At 40.3% G+C, this 24,350-nt stretch carries 26 protein-coding genes and 1 pseudogene; 13 read left to right on the forward strand and 14 right to left on the reverse strand.

Going from position 1 to position 24,350, the window contains the following annotated elements; genetic code table 11:
- Position 1: 1 nt before the first annotated feature.
- The 4 genes from bepA to AC2CZC_RS19460 all read left to right on the forward strand — a co-directional run bounded on the left by bepA (position 2) and on the right by AC2CZC_RS19460 (position 2,918).
- On the forward strand, positions 2–1,450 hold the full coding sequence (bepA, locus tag AC2CZC_RS19445; RefSeq protein ID WP_211035925.1) for a beta-barrel assembly-enhancing protease: 1,449 nt from the start codon (positions 2–4) through the stop codon (positions 1,448–1,450).
- A gap of 122 nt (positions 1,451–1,572) precedes the next feature.
- Positions 1,573–1,920, forward strand: a complete 348-nt coding sequence (gene arsC, locus AC2CZC_RS19450) for an arsenate reductase (glutaredoxin) (protein ID WP_211035926.1) — start codon at positions 1,573–1,575, stop codon at positions 1,918–1,920.
- A gap of 3 nt (positions 1,921–1,923) precedes the next feature.
- Complete coding sequence (gene wrbA, locus AC2CZC_RS19455; protein WP_211035928.1) at positions 1,924–2,475, forward strand: NAD(P)H:quinone oxidoreductase; 552 nt, start codon at positions 1,924–1,926, stop codon at positions 2,473–2,475.
- Positions 2,472–2,918: a DUF2069 domain-containing protein gene (locus AC2CZC_RS19460; protein WP_211035930.1), complete on the forward strand. Its 447-nt coding sequence runs from the start codon at positions 2,472–2,474 to the stop codon at positions 2,916–2,918. The genes wrbA and AC2CZC_RS19460 overlap by 4 nt, the downstream gene beginning before the upstream one ends.
- Positions 2,919–2,975: 57 nt before the next feature.
- On the opposite strand, the gene AC2CZC_RS19465 is transcribed toward AC2CZC_RS19460, so the two are convergent.
- Together AC2CZC_RS19465 and AC2CZC_RS19470 are read right to left on the reverse strand one after the other, a co-directional pair.
- Complete coding sequence (locus tag AC2CZC_RS19465) at positions 2,976–3,290, reverse strand: RnfH family protein (protein WP_211035932.1); 315 nt, start codon at positions 3,288–3,290, stop codon at positions 2,976–2,978.
- Positions 3,291–3,725 (reverse strand): type II toxin-antitoxin system RatA family toxin, encoded by a 435-nt coding sequence (locus AC2CZC_RS19470; protein ID WP_211035934.1) that lies wholly within the window; start codon positions 3,723–3,725, stop codon positions 3,291–3,293.
- Positions 3,726–3,866: 141 nt separating this feature from the next.
- On the opposite strand from AC2CZC_RS19470, the gene smpB reads away from it, so the two are divergent.
- A complete protein-coding gene (smpB, locus tag AC2CZC_RS19475) occupies positions 3,867–4,346 on the forward strand; it encodes an SsrA-binding protein SmpB (protein WP_023401520.1) in 480 nt (159 codons plus the stop codon).
- Between the two features lie 54 nt (positions 4,347–4,400).
- Here the strand turns inward: smpB and AC2CZC_RS19480 are convergent, their stop codons facing one another.
- The 3 genes from AC2CZC_RS19480 to fabB form a co-directional block, all read right to left on the reverse strand.
- Entirely contained in the window at positions 4,401–4,907 is a 507-nt protein-coding gene (locus tag AC2CZC_RS19480) for a hypothetical protein (RefSeq protein ID WP_063363051.1), read from the reverse strand.
- A 20-nt stretch (positions 4,908–4,927) separates the two neighbouring features.
- A complete protein-coding gene (locus AC2CZC_RS19485) occupies positions 4,928–5,365 on the reverse strand; it encodes a hypothetical protein (RefSeq protein ID WP_155731967.1) in 438 nt (145 codons plus the stop codon).
- A gap of 212 nt (positions 5,366–5,577) precedes the next feature.
- Positions 5,578–6,792 (reverse strand): beta-ketoacyl-ACP synthase I, encoded by a 1,215-nt coding sequence (gene fabB / locus AC2CZC_RS19490; protein WP_211035935.1) that lies wholly within the window; start codon positions 6,790–6,792, stop codon positions 5,578–5,580.
- A gap of 181 nt (positions 6,793–6,973) precedes the next feature.
- Between fabB and mnmC the strand changes: the two genes are divergently transcribed.
- Positions 6,974–8,956, forward strand: a complete 1,983-nt coding sequence (mnmC, locus tag AC2CZC_RS19495) for a bifunctional tRNA (5-methylaminomethyl-2-thiouridine)(34)-methyltransferase MnmC2/FAD-dependent 5-carboxymethylaminomethyl-2-thiouridine(34) oxidoreductase MnmC1 (protein ID WP_211035938.1) — start codon at positions 6,974–6,976, stop codon at positions 8,954–8,956.
- A gap of 33 nt (positions 8,957–8,989) precedes the next feature.
- On the opposite strand, the gene AC2CZC_RS19500 is transcribed toward mnmC, so the two are convergent.
- On the reverse strand, positions 8,990–9,847 hold the full coding sequence (locus tag AC2CZC_RS19500; protein WP_484584906.1) for a flagellar protein MotY: 858 nt from the start codon (positions 9,845–9,847) through the stop codon (positions 8,990–8,992).
- Positions 9,848–10,075: 228 nt separating this feature from the next.
- Between AC2CZC_RS19500 and rnt the strand changes: the two genes are divergently transcribed.
- Entirely contained in the window at positions 10,076–10,738 is a 663-nt protein-coding gene (gene rnt, locus AC2CZC_RS19505) for a ribonuclease T (protein ID WP_484583067.1), read from the forward strand.
- A 57-nt stretch (positions 10,739–10,795) separates the two neighbouring features.
- On the opposite strand, the gene AC2CZC_RS19510 is transcribed toward rnt, so the two are convergent.
- Positions 10,796–12,427: a DUF342 domain-containing protein gene (locus tag AC2CZC_RS19510; RefSeq protein ID WP_484583068.1), complete on the reverse strand. Its 1,632-nt coding sequence runs from the start codon at positions 12,425–12,427 to the stop codon at positions 10,796–10,798.
- 665 nt (positions 12,428–13,092) lie between these two features.
- On the opposite strand from AC2CZC_RS19510, the gene AC2CZC_RS19515 reads away from it, so the two are divergent.
- Positions 13,093–13,557 (forward strand): hypothetical protein, encoded by a 465-nt coding sequence (locus tag AC2CZC_RS19515; RefSeq protein ID WP_484583069.1) that lies wholly within the window; start codon positions 13,093–13,095, stop codon positions 13,555–13,557.
- Between the two features lie 144 nt (positions 13,558–13,701).
- Here AC2CZC_RS19515 and AC2CZC_RS19520 read toward each other — a convergent pair whose 3' ends face one another.
- A complete protein-coding gene (locus tag AC2CZC_RS19520) occupies positions 13,702–14,466 on the reverse strand; it encodes an isocitrate lyase/PEP mutase family protein (RefSeq protein WP_484583070.1) in 765 nt (254 codons plus the stop codon).
- 152 nt (positions 14,467–14,618) lie between these two features.
- Between AC2CZC_RS19520 and AC2CZC_RS19525 the strand changes: the two genes are divergently transcribed.
- Entirely contained in the window at positions 14,619–15,515 is an 897-nt protein-coding gene (locus AC2CZC_RS19525; protein ID WP_484583071.1) for a LysR substrate-binding domain-containing protein, read from the forward strand.
- A gap of 24 nt (positions 15,516–15,539) precedes the next feature.
- Here AC2CZC_RS19525 and AC2CZC_RS19530 read toward each other — a convergent pair whose 3' ends face one another.
- Positions 15,540–16,040: a hypothetical protein gene (locus AC2CZC_RS19530; protein ID WP_211035944.1), complete on the reverse strand. Its 501-nt coding sequence runs from the start codon at positions 16,038–16,040 to the stop codon at positions 15,540–15,542.
- 454 nt (positions 16,041–16,494) lie between these two features.
- Here AC2CZC_RS19530 and AC2CZC_RS19535 point away from each other — a divergent pair, with 454 nt between their 5' ends.
- Positions 16,495–17,802, forward strand: a complete 1,308-nt coding sequence (locus AC2CZC_RS19535) for a methyl-accepting chemotaxis protein (protein WP_484583072.1) — start codon at positions 16,495–16,497, stop codon at positions 17,800–17,802.
- A gap of 41 nt (positions 17,803–17,843) precedes the next feature.
- Here AC2CZC_RS19535 and AC2CZC_RS19540 read toward each other — a convergent pair whose 3' ends face one another.
- From AC2CZC_RS19540 to AC2CZC_RS19555, 4 genes are all read right to left on the reverse strand, one after another.
- Entirely contained in the window at positions 17,844–18,059 is a 216-nt protein-coding gene (locus AC2CZC_RS19540; protein WP_211035948.1) for a hypothetical protein, read from the reverse strand.
- A gap of 532 nt (positions 18,060–18,591) precedes the next feature.
- A complete protein-coding gene (locus AC2CZC_RS19545) occupies positions 18,592–18,963 on the reverse strand; it encodes a TSUP family transporter (protein WP_484583073.1) in 372 nt (123 codons plus the stop codon).
- Positions 18,957–19,490, reverse strand: a complete 534-nt coding sequence (locus AC2CZC_RS19550; RefSeq protein WP_484583074.1) for a TSUP family transporter — start codon at positions 19,488–19,490, stop codon at positions 18,957–18,959. The genes AC2CZC_RS19545 and AC2CZC_RS19550 overlap by 7 nt, the downstream gene beginning before the upstream one ends.
- A 609-nt stretch (positions 19,491–20,099) precedes the next feature.
- Positions 20,100–20,462: a winged helix-turn-helix transcriptional regulator gene (locus tag AC2CZC_RS19555; RefSeq protein ID WP_484583075.1), complete on the reverse strand. Its 363-nt coding sequence runs from the start codon at positions 20,460–20,462 to the stop codon at positions 20,100–20,102.
- A gap of 118 nt (positions 20,463–20,580) precedes the next feature.
- On the opposite strand from AC2CZC_RS19555, the pseudogene AC2CZC_RS19560 reads away from it, so the two are divergent.
- From AC2CZC_RS19560 to AC2CZC_RS19570, 3 genes and pseudogenes are all read left to right on the forward strand, one after another.
- Positions 20,581–21,161: pseudogene (locus AC2CZC_RS19560) on the forward strand (NAD(P)H-dependent oxidoreductase).
- 11 nt (positions 21,162–21,172) lie between these two features.
- Positions 21,173–21,715 carry a redoxin domain-containing protein gene (locus AC2CZC_RS19565; RefSeq protein ID WP_484583076.1) on the forward strand — a complete coding sequence of 181 codons (543 nt, stop codon included), beginning with the start codon at positions 21,173–21,175 and terminating at the stop codon, positions 21,713–21,715.
- Between the two features lie 264 nt (positions 21,716–21,979).
- Positions 21,980–23,731: an Ig-like domain-containing protein gene (locus AC2CZC_RS19570; protein WP_484583077.1), complete on the forward strand. Its 1,752-nt coding sequence runs from the start codon at positions 21,980–21,982 to the stop codon at positions 23,729–23,731.
- 73 nt (positions 23,732–23,804) lie between these two features.
- Here AC2CZC_RS19570 and AC2CZC_RS19575 read toward each other — a convergent pair whose 3' ends face one another.
- Entirely contained in the window at positions 23,805–24,305 is a 501-nt protein-coding gene (locus AC2CZC_RS19575; RefSeq protein ID WP_484583078.1) for a GNAT family N-acetyltransferase, read from the reverse strand.
- Positions 24,306–24,350: the final 45 nt, after the last annotated feature.

The following is a 24,350-nucleotide window of genomic DNA, read 5'->3' on the forward strand; positions in this document are numbered from 1 at the left end:
GATGCAATTTAGAAAAGCGCTTATTACTACATTTTGTGCTATCGGACTGAGCTACACTTCGGCCAGTACAGCTTCAGATTTTAAGTTACCAGACCTTGGAACATCCGCGGTACAAGTGTTGCCTATTGAGAAAGAGCAAGCATTAGGTGAAGTGATGATGATGCAGATCCGCTCTAGTTCGCCACTTGTTCAAGATCCTGTTCTCAATGAATATCTATCATCCCTTGGCAATAAGCTGGTTGCAAGTGCCAATGACGTAAGATTTCCATTTAAGTTTTTCTGGATAAATAACAAAGCTATCAATGCATTTGCATTCTATGGAGGCCACGTTGGCGTCCACACAGGCTTAATTGCTCAATCTGATAATGAAAGTCAACTTGCATCAGTGCTGGGACACGAAATTGCACACGTTACGCAACGACACCTAGCAAGGCGCATACAAAGCGCCAAAGATAATAGCGCATTGACCATTGCCGGTATGATCACAGGCATTCTGGCCACCGTTGTCGCGCCTGACGCAGGTATGGCGATACTTGCAGCCAACAGTACACAAGCAGCATTAAGTCAGCTTACTCATAGTCGAAAAGCCGAGCAAGAAGCCGATCGGTTTGGGATGCAAACGCTACAAAAAGCCGGTTATGATCCCTATGCTGCAAGTGAATTTTTAACTAAACTCGCGGCTCAAGTTCGCTTTAAAAATAAACCACCTGCTTTTTTACTCACTCACCCTTTACCGGACTCGCGTGTATCAGATGTTCGGTTAAGAGCCCAGCAATATCCAAAGAAGTATGTTCCTAGCAGTGCTGATTTCCTCTATGCGAAAAGTCGAGTGATCGCACGCTACCACATGGACTCTCAAGACGCACAAGCCTATTTTGAGAATACTTTACGAACTACCTCAGATTTAGATAAAAGCCAATATGAATATGGGCTTGCAATCTCTTTACTTGATCAGAAGAAATATGACCAAGCAGAAGAAATCATCAATAAATTAGTAAAAGCACAACCTAATAACCTGTTTTATCTGGACGTTTATACCGATATCAAAATTGGGCAAAAGCTATTTGAGCCAGCAATCAAAGTGTTAGAGCAAAAGCATAAATTGCGCCCTAACAATCAAGTTATTACTTTAAATCTAGCAAACACAGCGATTAAAGCGAAAGAATATGACAAAGCTGAGCAGCTTCTTAAAGTGTTCTTGTTAGAAAAACCAAATCATGTACTTGCCAAGCAGCTTTTAACAGAAACTTATGAGCTCAGTAAAAATAAAGCCGCATATCATGAATCTCGTGCGAGTTTACTCTCTCACTATGGTGCATTCATGAAAGCTGCAGATGAGGTGCAAAAAGCGCTTAACTTTATTGAAAAAGAAGACGAAATTAAAAAACTTCGTTTGAAAGCCCTACTTGCTAAGTATCGAAATATGCAAAAAGAGCTCGCTAAATTATAAAAAATAAGTGCCTATCTCTTCCTAACTCGTAGCCAACCTGCGGGCACAGAAGATAGGCACACTGAAATCAATCAGTTACAATTACCGTTAAGATTATTGGCTACCGTTTTAAAAGGTTCATTATGTCAGTCACTATTTATCACAATCCGCGCTGTTCTAAATCAAGACAAACACTTGCTTTGTTAGAAGAAAACTCAATTCAACCTGAAATAGTTGAGTATTTAAAAACGCCTATTGATTCAGAAACCTTAAACACACTTATATCTAAGCTAGGTTTTGATTCTGCACACCAGTTAGTTCGAAATAAAGAAGCAATATACAAAGAGCTTGGTCTAAGCAAAGACAGCGATGAAACGACTTTAAGACAAGCTATGCTAGATAATCCAAAGCTGATTGAGCGCCCTATTGTTGTTAAAGGCGACAAAGCAGCGCTGGGACGTCCTCCTGAATCAGTACTAGACATTATCTAAACTATGCCAACTATTTTAGTTTTGTATCATTCTAGCCATGGCTCTGTAGAGTCTATGGCCAATGAAATCGCCGATACACTGAGCGCACAAGGTGCGACTGTGCGTTTGCGTACATTTGTACAAAAACATCCTCATGATATCGTGGTTTCTAAACAAGACCTTATAGAATGTGATGGTCTAGCATTTGGCACACCAACACGTTTTGGCATGATGGCGGCACAAGCAAAAACGTTTTGGGAAACAACCAGCGATTTGTGGTTAAAAGGTCAACTGATTGATAAACCGGCCTGTGTTTTTTCATCATCCAGCAGCATGCATGGTGGTAACGAGGCAACACTCTTAAACCTATCACTCCCCTTATTGCATCATGGCATGATGTTAATGGGAGTACCCTATGATGTACCTGAGTTACTTTCTACAGAAAGTGGTGGGACACCCTATGGCGCAACACATGTTGCAGGTCTAGAAAATAGTGCCCAGTTAACTGAAACCGAAGTAAAAATCTGTCGAGCGGTCGCCGTTCGACTCTACAGAGTGGCCAGTAAGTTATTATGACTCAGATCCCCAAGCAACCAAAAACAAAGCAGTTCCATAGACTCGCATTATTTGGATATTTTGGTTTGTTGTTACTAATGCCCCTATGGTTGTTTGTAGCATCACCAAGAGAGGGTTACAGCGAAGGGTTTGTATTTGCAGTTTACATTCTTCCATTGTTACTGCCATTAAAAGGCATAGTACAAGATAAGCCCTATACCTTTGCATGGGCTAACTTCATCGTCATTATATATTTTATACACGGACTCACTTTGCTTTGGATAGCAACTGATGAGCTAATATGGATAGCTTTAGAGTTAACTTTTGCCTCAGCTATGTTTATTGGCTGTACATACTACGCAAGACACAGAGGGCAAGAGCTTGGTTTAAAAATCAGAAAGTTAAAGGAAGACTTGGCTGATGAAAAAGCAGCCCATGAGCAAAGTGAAGACAATATAAAATAGACTAACTATCTAATATTAAAAAGCCACGTAATGACGTGGCTTTTTATCAAATAATCTTTATGCTCGACCACCTGTGATCTTATTTGCACGACCTTCTTCTTTTGCCTTATCAGCTCTGCGACGCCTAGCCTCTTTAGGATCAGCAATTAGAGGTCTATAAATTTCTATTCGATCCCCTTCTTTTACCACCTGATGTAACTTTACCGTTCTATTCCAAATACCAAGGCTTAGATTGGTTGGCTCAATTTCCGGGCACTTATCTAAAATACCCGATTGCATGACTACATGTTCAGCAGAAGTGCCCTCAGCCACATCTACGGTTACACTGGTCGCTTTTTCAGGAAGTGCAAAAACAACTTCAACTTTTATCATTTACCTAACCCCGTAGACAGACTTAGCACGTTGGGTAAACGCTGTGACCATATTTTTTGCCACTTCGTTAAAGACCTTACCAAAAGCCAGTTCGATAAGTTTACTTGCAAATTCAAATTCCAATTTTAAATTAACCTTGCACGCTTGGTCATCTAACTCAATAAACTCCCAATAGCCTTGCAATGATTTAAACGGCCCATCAACAAGCTGCATTTTAACTCGATTACCTTCAAACTGATTTTTTGTCGTAAACCACTTGGTCAGGCCCGCTTTTGATATTTCCAAGCTTGCTGTCATCTCATCATTTGAACTGTTTAGTACTTTTGCACCTGAGCAATTTGGCAGGAAATCAGGATACGCATCTACGTCATTGACTAAATCAAACATTTCTTGTGTGCTGTACATCACCAATGCACTTTTTTCTACTTGTGGCATACAATCTCCAAACTTTACTGTGCCAATTTTACCAAGCTTTTCAAGATTTATCTTGTTTGCAGCGCCACTGTGAGCGAAAATATCGCAGATAAATTAAATAACACTGTTTTCCAATTCGATTTGTAGGTAGACTAAGCCATTATGGCAAAGAAAAAATCAAATAAATCAACAAGCAATACCATCGCGTTAAATAAAAAGGCGCGTCATGAGTATTTTTTACACGATAAGTTCGAAGCAGGTATGGAACTACAAGGCTGGGAAGTTAAAAGTATCCGAGCAGGTAAAGTGAATATCTCAGAAACTTATATCCATCTAAAAGACGGTGAAGCCTTTTTGCTTGGTTCTCAAATCCAACCTTTAAACAGTGCTTCTACACATGTTATCTGCGATCCGCTTCGTTATCGTAAGCTACTTCTCAATAAGCGTGAAATAGACAGGTTAATCGGTGCCACAGAACGTGATGGCTTTTCATTAGTCGCTACTGCAATGTACTGGAAAAAATGTTGGGTAAAATTAGAGTTTCACCTAGCAAAAGGTAAGAAAATGCACGACAAGCGCGCAGACATCAAAGACAGAGACTGGTCTCGCGATAAAGAAAGGCTCATGAAGCATAAGGTTTAACACATGGAATATACAGCCTAGTGCTTAGGCTGTATATGTTTGCTTGCTTTATAACTAAGCCAGTATCGCGCCAGTTTTAGCATCAATTGTTAGTACAGCATCTGTTTTGGGATCTTTAATTTTCGCTGTTTCTTTATTCACTAGTGCACTTCGTGGTACTTGGATTTTGCTGCCAGTATCCGGGTTAACCACAATCAAAAAGCGCGATGCTTTCTGCGCAATTTCCTTCGCACCTTGGTTTTTCACAAAGTGAATATCTAAGGTCATACCAGCTGTAACACCAGCCGTTGCTGAAACTCTAAAGTTATTGATTTCATACTGTGAATTACTCGCCAGTAAATCGTTATCAATATCTTCAACTGTTTTTACAGATGCTTTGGTAAACTCTTTTACTTTGTTCATGACAGATATATCTTTGATATTATCTTTCGCATCTGTCGCTTTTTGCTTAATAGAAGCAGTTAAGCCTTCACCCTTTTCTTTTAAATTAACACCCAATTGATTATTCCCTTCTTCATCGGTGAAGTTTTTTGCTGCTGTTTCTTTTATTTTATTGAACATAGTTAAATCCCTTTAATAAATTAATAATCGTCAAATCCATCGTCTTCAATAATCATGGTGTCCGCCTCACCGTCAAAGTCGGTGTCAGCGATCACCGCATCTGCATCACCGTCACCATCCAGATCCATGGCGACAACGTCAATTACCCCATCACCATCGGTATCTACAGCCACAGTATCGATGACGCCATCACCATCAGAGTCAACACCTACAGTGTCTACATAACCGTCACCATCTGTATCCATCGCAATAGCATCGACCACGCCATCACCGTCTTCGTCAACCATGACGGTATCTACATAGCCATCTCCATCAGTATCCATTGCAACGGTATCAATGTAACCATCACCGTCTTGATCAACGCCCACAGTATCAATATACCCATCGCCGTCCAAGTCAGCGACTACGCCATCACTGATACCATCTCCATCAACATCTACTTCGTATATATCTTCCATAATTATCCCTTTTATAACTAAGTACACCTTGTATGTACGCACACTTTTTAGCACAGCAAAATTTTTTATTCAACAAGGTAAAATACACGATAAATATATTTATAAATTGATGGTGTGTAGAGATATAAATTATGATGAGGATTAATAAATATAATAATTTAGGTATAAAAAAAGCCCTTTCGGGCTTTTTATCAATTAGCTAATTTAAAAAATTAACCTTTGTATTTTTGAACAACAAGCGTTGCATTTGTGCCGCCAAAACCAAAGCTGTTTGACATCACAGTATTTATTTCAACATCACGACGTTCAGTTACGATGTCTAAGCCTTTTGCTTCTTCATCTAACTCGTCAATATTAATTGATGGAGTGATAAAGTTATTTTCAAGCATAAGTACTGAGTAAATAGCTTCGTGAACACCAGCTGCACCTAACGCGTGACCAGTCATTGCTTTAGTCGCACTGATTGCAGGTGAGTTATCGCCAAACAGTTCCTGAATTGCGCCTAGCTCTTTTACATCACCAACTGGTGTTGATGTGCCGTGCGTATTCAAATAATCAATGTCGCCTTCAACGGTTGCCATTGCTTGTTTCATACAACGAACTGCGCCTTCACCTGATGGTGCAACCATGTCGTAACCATCAGAAGTCGCACCGTAACCTACGATTTCACCATAGATATGCGCGCCACGAGCAAGCGCGTGCTCAAGCTCTTCAATCACCATGATACCGCCACCACCAGAGATAACAAAACCGTCACGGTTTGCATCATATGTACGTGACGCTTTTTCTGGCTCTTCGTTGTATTTAGTTGATAGCGCACCCATTGCGTCAAATTCCATTGCCAGTGTCCAGTGTAGTTCTTCACCGCCACCTGCAAAAATAACGTCTTGTTTGCCAAGTTGAATTTGCTCAACCGCGTGACCAACACAGTGTGCTGATGTCGCACATGCAGAGCTAATTGAATAGTTTACACCTTTAATCTTGAAAGGTGTTGCTAGACATGCCGATGTTGTGCTCGCCATAGTACGCGGTACCATGTAAGGACCAACGCGCTTAACACCGCGCTCACGTAAAATATCAGCTGCCTCTACTTGGTACTTAGAAGAACCACCACCAGAACCAACTACAAGGCCAGTACGTTCATTTGAAACTTGGTCTTCAGCTAAACCTGAGTCTTCGATAGCTTGTGCCATCGCAATATATGAATAAGCAGCTGCATCACCCATAAAGCGGTGCGCCTTACGGTCTACTAACGCTTTCACATCAATATCAATTTTGCCTGACACATTGCTGCGCAAATTCATGTCAGCAAACTCTTGGTTAAAAGCAATACCACTTTTACCCGCTTTCAAAGATTCTAATACTTCTTGCTTGTTGTTACCGATGCTTGAAACAACACCGATCCCCGTAATTACGGCTCTTCTCATGGGTAATTCCCTTAGGACTTAAAAAATTTAGGTGTATTCTACGCGTAAAATACTGATCAAGTGGTCAGCTTTCCAGCGTACACACGTACTCTGAACTGATATTTGTGAAATTGCAACGGACTAATGCAAATAAAAGCAGTAAAATACCAGCTATCAATGAGCATTATACCAACGTATTTATATGATAAGTAACGCACAAATCCACTTTAATGATTCAGGTACCCCTGTTGCCGACAACTTTGACGACGTATATTTTTCCAATGACGATGGGTTGGCTGAGTCAAATTATGTTTTCTTTGAGCAAAATGAACTACAAACAAGACTCACAAACCATCCTAGAAAACACTTTGTGATCGCAGAAACTGGATTTGGCACAGGGCTGAATTTTTTAAATACGTGGGCTCGCTTTAAACAAGCAGAGAATCTAGCTGTTGAACGACTTTACTTTATGTCGTTTGAAAAATACCCCATTAAGCTTGACGATTTAAAGCAAGCTTTAAAAGCTTGGCCCGGATTAACATCGCTATCGGAGCAATTGTGTGAGCAATACCCGCTTGCGCTGCAAGGCTGTCATAGACTTGAATTTGAGCAAGGTCGCGTTGTTTTGGATCTTTGGTTTGGAGATGTTCAAGATTCGATGCCACAAATAGCTTATCAGAGCAAAGGCGTTGTAGACGCTTGGTATTTGGATGGCTTTGCACCAAGCAAAAATCCTGATATGTGGCAACAATCCCTTTTTGACGCAATGGCGCATTTGAGTCAAAAAGACGCTACCTTTGCAACTTTTACCGCTGCTGGTTTTGTTCGTAGAGGCTTACAAAGTGCAGGATTTGAGTGTAAAAAAGTCAAAGGCTATGGCCGAAAACGAGAAATGGTTGTTGGTAAACTTAATACGACGACCGAACAGGCAACAACTCCATTGTACTATCAGCAACATGCGGCTGAACTATCTAATGTTGCAATTATTGGCGGTGGTATAGCAAGTAGTTGCTTGCAATATCATTTGGCAAAACGCGGCATCGAAACACACCTATTTTGCGAAGATGACGCACTTGCCCAAGGTGCCTCACACAACCTGCAAGGTGCCGTTTATCCAAACCTACAAAGTGAGTTTGGGATCCCATCTGAGTTTTATGCGCATAGCTTTTTATATGCCAGACGCTTTTACGACCAACTTCTCAATACTGGCTACCACTTTGACCATCAATGGTGCGGTGTTTTGCTACAAAGCATTAACGACAATAAAAAGACACAACACAACAAAGTGGCCAAGAGCAGCATTTTTCCAGAGCAGCTGATCAAAGCGGTTGATCAAACCGAAGCACAAGAAATTGCCAATATTGATACGCCGTACGGTGGACTATTTATTGAACTTGGCGGATGGGTTAGCCCTCCAGAGCTCACCAAAGCTGTATTTAATGCAGCACAAGATCTTCAAGCTAGCGAGTGCTACTTTAATACTCACGTTGAAAAGCTAGATAAGAAAGAGGATGGTTGGTACCTAACGACAAACGAAGGTCAATTCGGTCCATTTTCAGATGTATTTGTTTGCGCAGGTGAACACTCAGACCGGTTTGAGCAAACAAAAGACATTGGCATTCACGGCGTCCGCGGACAGGTCTCTCATATCTACGAGGGAGATACCTCATCTAAACTGGCTACAGTACTTTGCCATAAAGGCTACTTTACTCCGAGCCTTAATGGCCTACATTGCATGGGCGCAACTTTTGAAAAACATAGCAAATCAAGAGAAGTCACTGAGCAAGATAACATCACCAACCGTGAACAACTTGCTGGCTTTTATCAAGGTACTGACTTCGACAATTGTTTAGGCTCAATTGAAAGCGCTAAAGCTGCTGTGAGATGCTGCTTTAACGACCATACCCCTATGATTGGGCAGATCCAAGACAAACATGATTTACTACAAGCGTACGAGAATATCAAAAGAGGCAAATTCTATGACTTTAAAGCCCAAAACTTACCTCATAAAGGACTGCATGTAGTCACCGGATTTGGCGCAAGAGGGCTGTGTACTGCACCACTTGTTACAGAGCATCTGGTTGCAAGTTTGACCCAAGAACCTTTGCCATTTAGCGAACGAGTTCACGAGGCACTGCACCCTGCCCGTTTAGTTATCAGAGATATGATCAGGAATAAAATCTAAGCATTGAATGAACTGATGTTACCAAGCCCGCTATTAGGGCTTGGAAATTTGTATAATTACTCGACGGTTCGCTTCACGCCCTATCGGCGTCGTGTTTATCGCAACATGACGCTTTTCACCAAAACCATCGGTCATTATTTTTTCAGCCGGTACGCCTTTACTGGCCATATATTCTTTAATCGCCATCGCGCGCTTTTTAGATAGATTCAAGTTGACGTTTTTACCGCCATAACTATCTGAGTAGGCTGAAATATAAATTGAATCGATATCTGGATCATTGTTTAAGTATTCTCCAATCATATCCAGTCGCTTGCGTGATGACTTAGTCAAGTCGCTCGAATTTTTACGGTAATTCATCACCACAAATGCGATGTCTTCAAAACTATAAGGCAGCAAGTTATCTCTGCACTGTAAAAAGTCCCAATATGATTTTTTGAAGTTGACAGACGATAATGAAACGGCAATTTGGTCATGCTTGTTATTCCAATCTTGATAGTAGAAGGTCGGTTGATAGCCTTTTTCAAGCTCTGTAAGCATTTCCCAAGCGACTGGGTTAGATAATTCTCCGTCAAACTTTTTAAGTAAAGCCATCTCGCCCATTGAACGCGCAGGCAGCCCTGCACGCCAACTTGGCGGCACAGATTCAAGCCCTGCAAAATCATAGTCTTCAGGTCGAATAACCATATCAAGATTAAAGGTGAGATCTTTGTTTTTACTTGCCGTCGCGCTAAAAATGGCTTCACCGTAATATGGAACAGCATGAGAAAGTGTACAAGATAACCGTGTTGTTCTATCCACCATCCACTTGGAGTTATCAACAGAGGCACTATATTGCCGCATTGCACTGTGCGCACTTGTCGCAAACACACATGTAACAACTGTCGCTAAGATATTGAAATGTAAACTCACTTTGCTTCTCCAAGCCTATGAACAACTAAATAGGCCAACTTTTTAGTGTCTAAATCATATTTCAAAATACATGAAAGCAATAAACATACCGTCTTTCGAGACAATAAATCGACAGAAACTAAAAATATCTGCTTGTTGACCCGATCCTAATTAGCATCTTGCCTTATGATCAGTATAATAGGCGGCTAATTTTAGAAATCCAAGTTAATCATGGCAGAACAAGAGCAAACCCTATTCGCAAAACGCTTCAGAGGCTTTTTCCCCGTAGTAATTGATGTTGAAACAGCAGGCTTCAATAAAGAAACTGATGCCTTGCTAGAAATTGCGGTCAGTTTATTAAAAATGGACAGCCAAGGTGAGCTCAGCATTGATAAAACCATCCATTTTCATGTAGCACCTTTTGAGGGAGCTAACATTGAGCAATCTGCCATAGAGTTTAACGGCATTGACCCTTTCTCTGAGCTACGTGGTGCAGTAGAAGAAAGCGAAGCAATCAAAGAAATCTGCAAAGCAGTCAGAAAGGCACAAAAAGATGCTGGATGTCAGCGCTCTGTCATTGTTGCTCACAATGCGGCGTTTGACCATGGCTTTTTGAACGCGGCAATTGAGCGTAATAATATAAAACGCACACCTTTTCACCCTTTCGTTAGCTTCGATACCACATCTTTGTCAGGACTGGCGTTAGGCCAGACTGTACTTGCGAAAGCATGTCGAGCTGCTGGAATAGAATTTGATAACTCTCAAGCACACTCTGCACTTTATGACACTGAACGCACAGCTGAACTATTCTGCTACATCGTTAATAAATGGCAAGCGTTAGGTGGGTGGCCACTACCTCAAAGCGAAGAGCCGAGTAGTACTGAGCAAGATTAAGTAACGCTACTTAAAACAAGTCATTAAAACTAAAAAAAGCAGCCTAGGCTGCTTTTTTTAGTTTTGGAACTCCTGGGTAATTTTCCCAGCATCTAACTTAACAGAATGAGGTGGGTAAATTCTGGAAAAAGACCGACTGTCTTTTGCGATAGTCAATTCTATACCCGGATGCATTAGCTCATTCACTTTTACACGACTTAGTTTAACCAAGCGCAATAACTTTTGCGCAACTAACTTACAATTACGGACATTACGCTTGTAGTGTGTATCAAGACGTTGCTCTGTAACAGCCAGTTTTTTCAGGTAATTATCTCGCTTATCTGAAGCTGGTGTCTTTTTCGCTTTAATTTGCGCCCGCTTCACAGCGAGTATCTTGTCTGATAACAGCTTATCAAGCTCTTTAAATTCCTTTTCTTTTTTCTTCAAATCATACCAATCTTGTGCAAGGACAATACGTGTTCTTGTTCCTGAAGGCGCCCCAACTTCACCTGCCTCAATGCGCATCGCGTTATACACATTGCCGCCAATCAATTTTCCGCGAGGTGTATTCCCCTTGCCCACTCTGATCAGCCGTTTAGACTTCAAGTCACAATGTAAAGCTTGGCGCTCAATAAATAGATCCTGCTCAGACTCAATATGGCAGTATTGTCCGTATCCAACTGAAATTGTACGCTTAGCCTTAATGATGCAAGAAAAATCCTCGCCCTCTATGCGTTTACGCCCTATTGCCCCAAGCATTACAGTCACTGCACTTTCACTTTCTAACAGTGCAGACTCAACAAAGCCAATGACAGTAATATCACCAGATGCCTTGATTCTCATGCCATCTTTAACATCACCGCTGACGACCACACTGCCGTCAAACTCGATATGTCCAGTCGTTACGTCCACGTTGTCATAACATAAAACATCATCAACACGCATACCGCGCGGCACAGCCACTGGAACGCCTTTTGCGTCAGCAATCAGTAAATTGGGGTCATCTGGACTTATCTTTGTCCCTTCAGATACCTGTAGTGCATAGTCTTTACCTGGTTTTGGCTCTAACACATCACCGAACACAGAAAAACCTTCTTCACCAGGAGTTGGCGGGACCCTTTTCATTAATGGGCTGCCTGGTTTAACAGTAATGATGGCTCCCAAATCTCGCATATCAACCTTGCCACCGGATTTTTCCTGGGGGCTCAATACGCGATCCTGTGCAGTCATGCATAACCGAACAAACCGTGCATCCGTACCATCTTTTGCTCTGACACCATGGGCGACTATACCTGAATACACACTACCGGGGGATTGCTCAAACTGCTGGCCCAAAAATGTATCAAGTGCTCTTTCATTTATACCCTTTACCACACCTGCATTGGTCAAAGCATCTCTTGCTTCATCAATCGTGATTAACTTACCACCTCTGGCAGTGGTAAGTCTGGCTTCCGCTAACATGTTATTTTCTTCAACACGAACAGTAATGGAAGCGTCAACCGCCCTTGCAACGATAAGGACGTCTTTATCTCTATCATCAGAAGGGGCAAATAATTGACCAATGTTGGCATGAATGACATCAAAGTCGGCATAAGAGGATTGTTCTAGCAGCTCAACTAGCTGTGCAGCACTAGCGGGAAACCCCGAGTGTGCAGGATGTTCCTTCATAGAAACATACCCAGATTCCTCATCAAAACTAAACAACGACATCACTTCCTTCCTAAATACTCTTGCATATTTTACTTTTTTTTATGCAACTTCCACCATTTCAGCACATAGCCCTTACAATGTTAAGTTAAAATCGGCCGTTTTTTAGGCAGTTTATGAATGATTGTAAACACACTTAATGCCAAAATAGTACAAGTTACTATTATTACTAAATTTATCGGAAAAATGCGTGATTTCTTTAGCAAAATCCATAATATGAGACTTTATTATTAGCTGGGTACACACCCAAAACCTGTCATTTGATTAACAGCTTTACCAACTTTAACATCATATTTGTTTGAAAATGCCTTAATTCAATTTCACATCTTTTTTTAATTAGTAAAATCTATCGTGGAATTTTATGCATTTATTAAGCCATCAAAAAGCGTTCTTATACTGCTCGGAACACAGACCTGTTTATTGGTACGTTTACAGGGTTTTAAATGACTAAGGAGACGTTATCAACAAATTGTGGAGGAAGTAAGAAGTTATACTGACGGTCAGATAAACTCTATCAAAACTTATTCGTATCAACACAAAAGTTTTGACCTAATGTCATATTTACTCAATAAAGGATCTCTAATGTTCTCATTAAGGCATTCGTCTTATTAGCATGAGTTAAAGAGAGTGCCATACAGATGATGTCAAATCACTGTGGGTAATAAATCATGAACAAACAACACCTAAAACTAGTAACTCAAGGTCAAGATTTTGGCTATATAACAATTAGTAATGAAATATCCGGCTTATTTTATGGCAATAGTTTAGTCGAAAATGCGGCTGAGTTTGAACTTATACCTTGTAGCAGAGATTGTAGTGCCTTTTATTACAAAATCGCACGCAGCCAAACAAGCTACATGGACTTATCTGTCGCGTCAAATGTCGTCAAAATTACACAAGCTCAGAATCCTGAAATGGAGCAGATTTGCGCTTGGAGAATAGACCAAAGTAACATGTATGCAGTTGTACATGGTCAAAGAACAATCAATATTTTGAGCCGTTCTGCCTTTAAAGATAACTCAAATATCCTATATGCAACACCACCTTGTAACCAAGACTTTAATCGTTTGGCAGTGACGATGTGCGACATACCCCATCATTCTAATATGCAGTTAAGTGAACCGCTTTCATAACAGCTTTTTTGAACCATTTAAAATGCGAGCGTTATCTTTATTTGACAATCACAGTACGGCTGCATATCCCGTCATGTGCTCATTGATGGTTTCAATAGAGCACATGTACATTACACCTTATTCAAAATGCAGCTAAAATTACCATCACTCAAAAAGTATGGAGCAACTCCCTTGCGCTTTAATTTGTGATAGCTTAGTACTCAACTGCTCATTCATTGCTATCTGCGCGAAATTGCCTGTGCTAATGCGCTTAACACCAAGCTGTGCCAATGTTGGTATGTCAGGTAAAGATGGGACGGCCATCACATTAATCGGTAATGATGTTGCCCCGGCGACTCGAGTAATATCTTGTTCGCAAGAAATGCATGGGAAAAAGAGCCCATCCGCACCGGCGGCTTGATAGCTACTCGCTCTGCTCAATGCTTCATCTACTGCATTATCCACGCCCAGTAAAAATGTATCACAGCGCACATTGATAAACATAGGCACTTCGCGCGCGGAAAGCTCAGCACGCACGCTCTGCAACAAGGTCGCAAACTCATCTTTATTACATAATGTACGTGTGTCTTGTATTTGGCTATCTTCAATATTAACCCCCACTACACCCAACTCAGCCAGCTGCTGAATATGGTTGGCGATAATATGTGGTTCTGCACTAAAGCCAGACTCAATATCAACACTCAAAGGTAAACTGCTAGATGCTGCGATCCTTTTAACAACGAACAATAGCTCTTCGAAAGGTATATGTTCACCATCCTCGTAACCAAGTACCGCAGCCAAAGCTGCACTAGAGGTACCCATTGCTTGATAGCCAGCTGCTTCAGCACATTTTGCACTGGTTGCGTCCCAAACGTTTGCCAACAAAAGTGGCGTTTTCTGCTGGTGCAGCTGTTTAAATTCAATCATCATTATGTCCTTGTCTTATATTTAGTAATTGTATTAATGCGTGTTAATGGCTGCATTTTTACAGCCCCAATTAAAAAAGACCAACGATGAAAATCGACTTTTATTATAAGCTCTGCTTATAATACCAAGATAAATTCAAGAATTATAAACTTCAAGTGTTTAAAAATATCAACTTGTTAGTCACGTTTGAATGTGCAGCACGACACAATAGCTATAGCCTAGCAGCACAGGAATTATGTATATCTCAAGCTGCTGTCAGTCAACAAATACGTCAACTCGAAGCCTTGCTCAATAGCCGCCTGTTCGTTCGCAAAGGAAAGCGAATGCTCCCGACCCAACAAGGAGTAGCCCTATTCGAACATGCTCAAAAAGGGCTCACGATATTAAATAAAGGGATCAACCAAGTTCAAAGAGAGGGTATTGACGGTGAGCTGACTATCACCTCAACGCAGGCTTTTATTTCGCTTTGGTTGATGCCAAGGTTGCAGGGCTTTACAGAACGTTACCCAAATATTCAAATTAACGTCTCTTCATCAGCAAACTTTGTTGATTTGAAACAAGCACATATAGACCTAGCAATACGATTTGGTACCACGGTTGAGCAACATACACCGGATAACTTTAGCTGCGAATATTTTGGTGAGTCACCCGTTTACCCTATTTGCTCAAATGGCTTAGCGAAACAACTCAATTTAAACGACCCCGCCAATCTATTATCCCAACATATAGTTACTTTAACGCATGCAGGTCCCTACGATTGGCCTAGCTGGTTTAATGCAGCCGGAGTGGAAGGGGTTGAACATCACACACTTTGGACAAAAGTCAACTCGACGGATATGGCAATTAGTGCGGTTTCTAGTGGTCATGGCGTTACACTGGCGGCATCGTACTTATGTCAAGAGCAACTGGATAGTGGAACCCTTGTTATTCCCTACAAACTGCCACATCCAAACAAAGTTAAGCGATATTTTGTCTACGATACAAATTCTTCCAGACTAGCAAGGCTACAAATATTTACCGACTGGCTCAACAACGAAATGAAGCACTGCTAAGCCATTTGTTGCTCTTAGCTCTAGTTACAAGCACACCCCACTTTTAGCGCCCTCTAAGTTTATGGGGTGGCTAGGGCTTTCTATCTGATAATACAAGGATAATATTTGCCATTCATTGTCGTGTTTATAAAGCTGAATGCTATTTACCCCTGTAAAGTCAGGCTGCTTTTGCTCTCTATTAAACCGAGTTTCTGCCACGCTGTATACTTGTGCAAAACGGTCATATGTTTGCACTTTTCTCACCACCTCACATTCGTAAAATCCTTTTTCAGGCACTTTATCAAGCAATTTAATAAACTCGGTACTAGAAATGGCCATCAAACTCGGTGTGTCTTTAGTAAAATGGACACCATAAACTTTTGCCTCAGGGTGAAATAGCTTCTTAAGCATTGGGATATTTGGCTTTTCTTTTGCCGCGTGTGAGAGCGCGGAGAACAACGAGCTAACCGCTTTTTCAGGTGTATCATTTGCCTGGGTACCAAACGATAAGACGAGTATCAAAACCATAAAGCTAAACCGCATCATATGCTCCATTTATTATTTTTATTAAACAGTTATGTTTATCACTTATCTTGTACCAATTTCAACAATATCATACATCTAAAGTGTCTAAAGGCACCGTTCCACCTAAATTAATTTGTGTCCCCCGTTCTTTGCACAAAATACACACAACACTTCTCCATTAAAAATATTTAAACACACTTTGTTCAAAAAACACCCTGGAGTTCAATAAAATACACAAAAAGCAACATTTCAAAGCGCTAGCAGATTTCTTTGGTGACATAAAAGCAATCTAATTCAAACAATATCTATAAACACTTAAGTAATTGTTTTAAATGAAAATTACAAAATTAAATAAACTATAAAAGGTACAAAATACATACTAATTCATGATATTTAAACATACTAATTGACTTTCAATTGCATATAATAATAATTCGATAACCCTAAATAATCATCTTAAGGGTTTTGAACATCAATGTTTAGTTTTGGCAAAGAAAGAAAAGCACTGCAGCAATCGCTTGATCAAGTCACAAGTGAGAAACAAGCATTTGAGCAAACGCTAGCATCTGTAGGGCGCTCCACTGCCATCATTGAGTTTACCCCCGATGGAAAAGTCATTACCGCAAATGATAACTTTCTCAAAGTAATGGAATACGAATTAGATGAGTTAGTTTGTAAACATCACCGTATTTTTTGTGACAAACAATATACTAGTTCGGCAGATTACCAACATCTTTGGCAAAACCTAAATCGAGGCGAGTTTTTTTCTGGCACCATAGAACGTTTCACTCGCTCTGGAAAACAGCTTTGGCTTGAAGCCAGCTACAACCCAGTTTTGAATATCGACGGTCAATTAGTTAAGATCATCAAATTTGCTTCTGATGTCACTAAGCGTGAACATACCGCTGTATCTCAACAAAACCTGATTGATGCACTGTACCGTTCAATGGCAGTCATAGAATTTGATATCTCAGGCAATGTGCTCAGTGCCAACGAGAATTTCTTGGCGGCAACAGGTTATCGCTTAGACGAAATCAAAGGTCAACACCATAGCTTGTTTTGTCCAGAGCATATCGTTCAATCTCGTGACTACACGGCGCTTTGGAGCCAGTTAGCTGCTGGCCACTATTTCAGTGGCCAAGTTGAAAGGAAAAATAAGCTAGGTAGCGAGTTGTGGCTTGAAGCCAGTTATAACCCTATCATAGACAAAAACGGTAAAGTCATTAAGGTAACTAAATTTGCCTCTGATATCACCGAGCGCATTGTCGGTACACGCCAAACGCAAGAAGATGTTGGTCATGCCTCAAGCCTTGCTGATAACGCAGCTCAAACTGGCTCTGAGTCTGTCACAGGTGTCATTGATCTCATGCAAATATTGAGCGATGACATGAATACGGCATTGACAAAAATAGAGGCTTTGAACAAGCAATCAGACCAAATCAGTAATATTGTATCTACCATCAGCGCCATTGCAGAGCAAACCAATTTACTGGCACTCAATGCCGCTATTGAAGCAGCCCGGGCTGGTGAGCAAGGCAGAGGGTTTGCTGTTGTAGCCGATGAAGTGCGTCAACTTGCAGCAAGAACAAGTAGTTCAACGACTGAAATCGCCGATGTTGTCAAAGCAAACTTGGCACACTCTTCTGAGGCCTCCGCCTCAATGAGAAAAAGCGCTGAGCAAGTAGCCTCTGGTGTCGTTCTTATCGAGGAGCTTAACACCACCATCAATGAAATTAACCAACAAGTGGATAGTATTGTAAATACGGTCGCAAGACTCAGCTAAGTAAATACATATAAAGCATGAATACGGCCGATAGGGGAGCCTTATAGACTTCCCAACTTAGGGTGGTTTCTTAACTCAGTAATTAACTGATTAATTATCTTTTGTGTCGTGGCTTGGTGCATATCCATCAAAACCCACCCATCAGTGCTCATCATTTCTAGCTTCAAGACTTCAATCTTATCTGGGGACTGACAGTTGCCGAGCACTTTAAAAATACCCAAAGTGCTTTCAAAACGACTAATCGAAAACTCCATCATAAACTTCCTTTTTGTACTTTCTTATACTCAATTAAATTATCCTCAATTACACTCAAAAAGCCACCCTAAACATCTGTTTTTTTCTACTAATTAACAGGTACAGCATGCAATATATTGAAAGCTCAAGCTTATGCGCTAGCACAATATGAATAATATACTTACCGAATAACTGCCCTAATGCCCTATTCTAACTCACCAAAATATTTTTACGGAGCAATTTGACACATTTTATAATATGCACGCACGTTAAACTCGCTATTGCGCGCCAGAATCTGCCTCTGGACTATCTCAAGTGAATAAATGTTGCCCTCTTTTTTAGACACAGAAATTATAAGGCATAAGTCTTCACCCCAGAAAAGCGTTAGCCCTAGCCAACAACGAGTTAGTACATCAAACTGAACTGCATGAACACCTTCAATTTCTTTACCACCTAAATAGTATTTAATTCCACCTTAGGTATTTATTTTTGTTGATTCACTCGTTAATTGACTAAAAAGTACAACTCATATTCAAATAAACATTTTAACTTTATTCACGTTAATCCATTGCTAGAGTAAAGCTCATAACTTGTGAAAGATACCTCTAAGACGATAAGAAACAGTAAAAAGCTCACCAATTGTCCGACTTTGACTTTAGAGCAAACATAGGCCCCTAAAGGTGCGCCCACGACAACAATAGGAATTGCTGCAAGCAAATAGCTTTCAATCTGTGGCGTTATAGCCTCCAAATACCACGCATTCATCGCGCTACCTACCAATGAGGTAAATGCCATAACAATCACAGAAGTCGCTGTTGCCTTTTTAATATCAGCATTGTATGCAATCACTAAAAGCGCGAATAAAGCAATATCAGAACCAGAACCCACTAACCCACTGGCAACGCCCCCAATAAAAGCCATCAACATAAAACGAGGTGTACTAGGCTGTATTTTTTGTGCACTGTGTTGGTGATGTGCTTTCTCCACCAACGTATTAACATAGTGATTGCAAAGCATAAAAGTAAGAAGCTAAAAATAGATTTAACTAACAATCGCGGTGCAATAGGCGCAATATAAAGTAAGCTTATGATAACGCCTAATGCGGACATTGGCAGCGCAAGCAATACTAAATTAATATAGATAGGAATACGACGGCACAAAATAGTGAAAGTTGCTGCTGTCATACCAAAGCTTTGAATCGCCAGTGAAAACACTTTCGCCGTACTAGGCTCAATATCCAATACCTTGGTCATAACTGGGAAGGCTACTGCACCGCCTCCCAAAGCTGTGCCACCAGCGACAAACGAGCCCAGCGCCATAGTCAGTGCAATTTCTATTTCTTGTAATACTTGCAACATGGTACTAGACAGCCCTTGCATCCAAATCAAGGATACGTATATCAGCAATATAAAATACAGCGGCCAAGTTGACGGCCGCCTTAACTTCTCAATCATAACAACTTCTTGTCCTTATAATCTGAATCAAGGCTTATTCCTAGATCTTTAACTTACAATTTAATAAAGGGTAGCAAGTGCGCTTTCTAGTCTGGTTGAACCATGTTTGCGGGCTTTTCATTCTCGGTTCATCCATTTTTTAACCCAAAAAAATTATCAAATACGCTTTGTCTCTTCATTTAGATCAGCTTGATATATAAGGAAAGCCTTACGCGCCTTTGTTAAAGCGATAAAAAATAAAACAACAACCCCCACCCTTGAAATACACCCACAAATTTTTATACCTACTTACCATATATTCAATTCAAATTTGTAGATAACAATTAAATACCTAATTTAAATAATCGATAAATTAACTAAACTTTCACTGTCAAATAAAAATCAAAATTGTGAATTACCAAGTTAATGCATGTTCAAAATCATAGCTGTAATGAAGAATACATATATTTTTTGACTTTACAAAAGAGTGGTCGAGGATACTAAAAGCAATTTCGCTTTTATCATTGAGCAAAAGAGCTTTTTCAGGACACTAAAGCAACCACCAGCAATGACATTGAGTAAAGAACTGGGGTTTAGCTAACGCAAAGTAATTACAACAATTATGTTCATTCAAATTTGAATATTGTGAGACTCAGACCAAACTCTAAGCGATTCAAGAATATCTAGTGCTGAGCGTCCAAATTCTGTCAACTCGTATGTAACTGCAACCGGTCTATCACTGATCACTTTGCGAACAACCATACCCTCTTGCTCTAGCTCTTTAAGTCTCTGGTCCACCATTTTCTTAGTCGCACCACCTAGCATTCGTGCTAAATCATTAAAACGTACAGGCTCATCTTTTAGATGGTAAATTATCGAGCCCTTCCACTTCCCACCAATGAGCCTCATCCCCTTTTCAATTGCACAGGGTTCATCGCACATATTCAAAACTTTTTTTCGCCCTTTAGCATCTGTTTTAACTGAACTTTTCAATTTTTATACCACCATAAACATTAGGTTACTAAAAGTATACTAGTTGTTATTTTACTTTAGGTTTACAAACTATACCTTAAACAACCTAGTTAATAAACAAACGAGTTAGGAAGAGGTCATGAGCAATATTTTAATCATCAATGGGCATCAGTATTATCCATTCTCTGAAGGGAAGCTAAATGCAACGCTCGTCGATACAGCGGTTACGTTACTCCAAAACAAAGGGTACACAACACGTATTGTCACTATGCAAGAAAACATAAATGTCGAACAGCAACTCGATCTGCATCAATGGGCTGACGCCATAATCTTTCAATCCCCTATTAACTGGATGGGCGTTACATGGTCATTTAAAAAGTATATGGATGAAGTTTATACAGCAGGTATGGCGGGTACACTATGCAAAGGAGACGGGCGCAGTGCATCTACACCGACTGAAGGCTATGGCAGTGGCGGTGCTCTTTCAGGTAAAAAATATATGATGTCAGTCACATTTAACGCCCCAAAACAGGCTTTTAATGATGCAGCTGAGTTTTTTGATGGAAAGTCAGTGGATGATCTACTCTTTCCAATGCATATGAACTTTAAATTTTTCAACTTGGCTGCTTTACCCACATTCGTGTGTTTTGTGTGATGAAAAATGCAGATATTGAAAATGACCTAGCCCGTTTTAAAACACATATCAATAAATACTTTTAAAGGATAAGACCATGTCTCAACACTATACAGACAAACTTCATGCTGGCAGCAAGTTTCCAAAGCTGCCCGTCACCTTACCCAATGGTCAAACTGTTACATTAGGGGAGCCAAGATCTGGTTTCGATTGGCAACTTGTTTTAGTTTATCGCGGAAAGCATTGTCCTTTATGTACAAAGTACCTAAACCAGTTAGAAAGCCACATTGCAAGCCTTTCTGCTATTAATGTAGACGTGATTGCAGTCTCGGGTGATAGCCAAACTCAACTGGCAGAGCACCAGCTTCAATTAGACGTTCAATTTGATATTGCTTACGGTTTATCGCTTGCGCAAATGAAAACACTTGGTTTGTATATTTCAGATCCTCGTTCAAAACAAGAAACCGATCACCCCTTTGCTGAGCCGGGCCTTTTTGTTGTTAACGACAAGGGGAATATCCAAGTTATCGATATATCAAACAACCCATTTGTTAGACCCGAGCTTACCGCACTTATAAATGGTCTAACTTGGATAAGAAACCCTGACAACAATTACCCAATACGCGGTATGCACCGTTAAGCTTTCATTTTGGCATGAGCATAAGCGTATCAGCCACATGTGCTCATGCCTAAATACGTAAAAAGCTGTTTTCAAGGTGAGTCTCTTTAATTAATATTTGTTCAAAATTCAGGTAAGAATCTTTCCTCTCCGCCCCCATATAATGTACAAAAAACACCCTGCAAATAACAAAAAGTAACAAACTCTCGTGGCCCTGTGTGATGTATTAATAAGGCATTTATTAAATCGACTCATTCAATAGAAAAATAATTTCAAGGAAATAAAATGAACGGAATAAAAAGCTGTGGTCTAAGCATTTTGCTTTTAGTATTAACCGGCTGCGGTGGAAGCAGTGACGCTCCTCAAGAAAATACTCAGCCCAAACAGCCACCAGAAGAAACAAACCACTCCCCAGTTGCGAATAAGGATTCAGTCACCACGCAAACAAATGAAGTAATCACTTTCAATCCACTGACCAATGACAGTGATCCAGATGGCGACCCTATAACGCTTATTGATGTAGTCGTCGACATAGGGAATGTCACTACTAAAATTGAAAATAACGCTTTAATCATCACGCCTGAGCAAAACTATGTCGGTGACTTTTCACTTACTTATACTATTTCAGACGATAAAAACGCAACGGCGACAGGCATCATTGATGGCCTGGTACAACAAACGAAAGACGAGTATTTAGTTGCGTTAAAACAGCGTGTTGATACCGTTGTCAGTGAAACACTTGATACTTTAAACGACAATAATATTGCCTGCTTATCAGATAACTCCTCTGAATACTGTGAGCTAGTCGAGGTTAAATTTTCAAATGGTGAATTTGATCAAAGTAAAGCAGACCCCAAACAAACCATCTTAATTCTTGAAGATGAGGGAGTAAACTTCTCCTCTACTCTACGCTATAGAAGCCGAATAAAGAGTTTATTTTACGTTGATAAGCAAGGCTTTTATCAACAAGCCTCTTCTCAATCATTTGATCCCACTTATCTCGTGCCAAAAATTGTACGTGATACGCTTAAGCAAGTAGACCAATTCACAGATAACTCTGGTAAAGCATCTTTTATACCTGCCGCTTGGTTCATTGATGAGTTTCATCAGGCCTTATATAAAAGTTATGAATCACCTGATAATGGTCACGGCTCACAGCCACTTCATTACCTCTTAGAACATAACCCGCATGCAGAGTTGGTTGTAGGCCCACTTCCCAAGTTATACTCCTCTAGATATGACCTGTATTGCAACCCAACTGATGAAAATATTAAGTTACTTAAATCACATACTCAGCAAGTGGCAGAGCAGTTCAAGCAAACGGTATTACAAGATCAAGGAGTGGAGTATATTAACTTTTCGGCAGGATATACAGTCCAAAGAGCCCTTGTTAGTGACTGGATAAAAAACTGTGAAGGCCCCAAACCATCGAATGAGGTTCTTGCACGCTTATACGATACCATTCGCCCTTTTTACGACGCCTTGTTTAATACTGAGGGAGTGATGGGTTTCCAAGCCAGTGGTATTAATATGACTGAGTATAATAACGCACTGGATATAGATAAAAGCTTCGAAAATCGTACTTTAGTTGCCTATTTTGAGGATCTTAATTCACGATTACCTGTGAATGGTCAACTACATGGTATTGCGTCAGTGCTCAGTTCTAGCTTTACAAATAATGAGCAGTGGATAGACTTATTTGTAAATTCTGGTGTTATTGATAAACGTCCTTTTCCTTACAATGAAACCCCCATGATGGTTACGTCACAGTTTGGCCTGACATATGCGCCAATCACCGGTCATGGTACTTCTTGGTTTAGCCCTTTGGCACTTTCATGGGCTATACATATCAAACAAACACAATTTCCAGATAAAGCATTAGACAACAGCGTAATTAAAGAGATTCAAAATATAATGACACCTAAACTATGTACTTATACCAACTGGGAAATCAGTAAATATGATGGCCGATGCAAATTGCAAGATCCGCTACTGCATCGCCAACATCAGTTAGTCGGACTTGGCTATATTGATTAAGTAATATTTAACATGGCAATACTCAACAACCTAAGTACTGCCATATTTTTAGTATATTGTTTTAATAAATGCGTTAGAGCGTAACTGACAGGATCACGCTCTTTTGCGAACCAGCTGCGCGTTTTTTCGGGTCATAAAAAGTATCAATCACGGAAAATCCTGCTTTTTTCATCATACCTGCTGACGCTAAATTTTCTTCATGACGCTCAATCAACACAGAGCCAACGCCTTTATCCTTCGCCAAATCAATACAGTGACGCAAAAGCTGCGTAGCAATGCCTTTACCGCTGTGATTTGCCGACACCACCACATCGCCTATAAACGCTATCTCATCTAGACAGCAATATTGATTCAGGTAGTCTGGACTCACATTGCCATTTATCAAAACAGCAAAGCCAACAATTTGCTCACCTTCTAACGCAACGAGTGCCTTAGCATCTCGCTGTTCAATGAGTGTAAATTCTTCATCAACACCAGCTTGCGTTAGGTAGTTCCATTCATTGGGGCCGTATTTCCACAGTAAAGACTTCAGTGCAGGTAACTCTGCTACTTCAGCTATTCTATATTGAATCATTCTCTAGATACTCCTTTAGCGAATTTAGTTTTCTTTTTTATAAGA

The sequence above is a fragment of the Pseudoalteromonas sp. MMG033 genome, assembly GCF_057197785.1.

Bases quoted from the DNA above. Each gene is read 5' to 3' on its own strand.
- bepA (WP_211035925.1), top strand. From the start codon at position 2: ATGCAATTTAGAAAAGCGCTTATTACTACATTTTGTGCTATCGGACTG.
- AC2CZC_RS19470 (WP_211035934.1), bottom strand. From the start codon at position 3,725: ATGCCACAAGTAGAAAAAAGTGCATTGGTGATGTACAGCACACAAGAA.
- AC2CZC_RS19535 (WP_484583072.1), top strand. From the start codon at position 16,495: ATGTTTAGTTTTGGCAAAGAAAGAAAAGCACTGCAGCAATCGCTTGAT.
- rnt (WP_484583067.1), top strand. From the start codon at position 10,076: ATGGCAGAACAAGAGCAAACCCTATTCGCAAAACGCTTCAGAGGCTTT.
- arsC (WP_211035926.1), top strand. From the start codon at position 1,573: ATGTCAGTCACTATTTATCACAATCCGCGCTGTTCTAAATCAAGACAA.
- AC2CZC_RS19485 (WP_155731967.1), bottom strand. From the start codon at position 5,365: ATGGAAGATATATACGAAGTAGATGTTGATGGAGATGGTATCAGTGAT.
- AC2CZC_RS19565 (WP_484583076.1), top strand. From the start codon at position 21,173: ATGTCTCAACACTATACAGACAAACTTCATGCTGGCAGCAAGTTTCCA.
- AC2CZC_RS19570 (WP_484583077.1), top strand. From the start codon at position 21,980: ATGAACGGAATAAAAAGCTGTGGTCTAAGCATTTTGCTTTTAGTATTA.
- AC2CZC_RS19480 (WP_063363051.1), bottom strand. From the start codon at position 4,907: ATGTTCAATAAAATAAAAGAAACAGCAGCAAAAAACTTCACCGATGAA.
- AC2CZC_RS19540 (WP_211035948.1), bottom strand. From the start codon at position 18,059: ATGATGGAGTTTTCGATTAGTCGTTTTGAAAGCACTTTGGGTATTTTT.
- fabB (WP_211035935.1), bottom strand. From the start codon at position 6,792: ATGAGAAGAGCCGTAATTACGGGGATCGGTGTTGTTTCAAGCATCGGT.
- AC2CZC_RS19515 (WP_484583069.1), top strand. From the start codon at position 13,093: ATGAACAAACAACACCTAAAACTAGTAACTCAAGGTCAAGATTTTGGC.
- AC2CZC_RS19465 (WP_211035932.1), bottom strand. From the start codon at position 3,290: ATGATAAAAGTTGAAGTTGTTTTTGCACTTCCTGAAAAAGCGACCAGT.
- mnmC (WP_211035938.1), top strand. From the start codon at position 6,974: ATGATAAGTAACGCACAAATCCACTTTAATGATTCAGGTACCCCTGTT.
- wrbA (WP_211035928.1), top strand. From the start codon at position 1,924: ATGCCAACTATTTTAGTTTTGTATCATTCTAGCCATGGCTCTGTAGAG.
- AC2CZC_RS19575 (WP_484583078.1), bottom strand. From the start codon at position 24,305: ATGATTCAATATAGAATAGCTGAAGTAGCAGAGTTACCTGCACTGAAG.
- AC2CZC_RS19510 (WP_484583068.1), bottom strand. From the start codon at position 12,427: ATGTCGTTGTTTAGTTTTGATGAGGAATCTGGGTATGTTTCTATGAAG.
- AC2CZC_RS19545 (WP_484583073.1), bottom strand. From the start codon at position 18,963: ATGTTGATGGCTTTTATTGGGGGCGTTGCCAGTGGGTTAGTGGGTTCT.
- smpB (WP_023401520.1), top strand. From the start codon at position 3,867: ATGGCAAAGAAAAAATCAAATAAATCAACAAGCAATACCATCGCGTTA.
- AC2CZC_RS19530 (WP_211035944.1), bottom strand. From the start codon at position 16,040: ATGATGCGGTTTAGCTTTATGGTTTTGATACTCGTCTTATCGTTTGGT.
- AC2CZC_RS19550 (WP_484583074.1), bottom strand. From the start codon at position 19,490: ATGATTGAGAAGTTAAGGCGGCCGTCAACTTGGCCGCTGTATTTTATA.
- AC2CZC_RS19520 (WP_484583070.1), bottom strand. From the start codon at position 14,466: ATGATGATTGAATTTAAACAGCTGCACCAGCAGAAAACGCCACTTTTG.
- AC2CZC_RS19460 (WP_211035930.1), top strand. From the start codon at position 2,472: ATGACTCAGATCCCCAAGCAACCAAAAACAAAGCAGTTCCATAGACTC.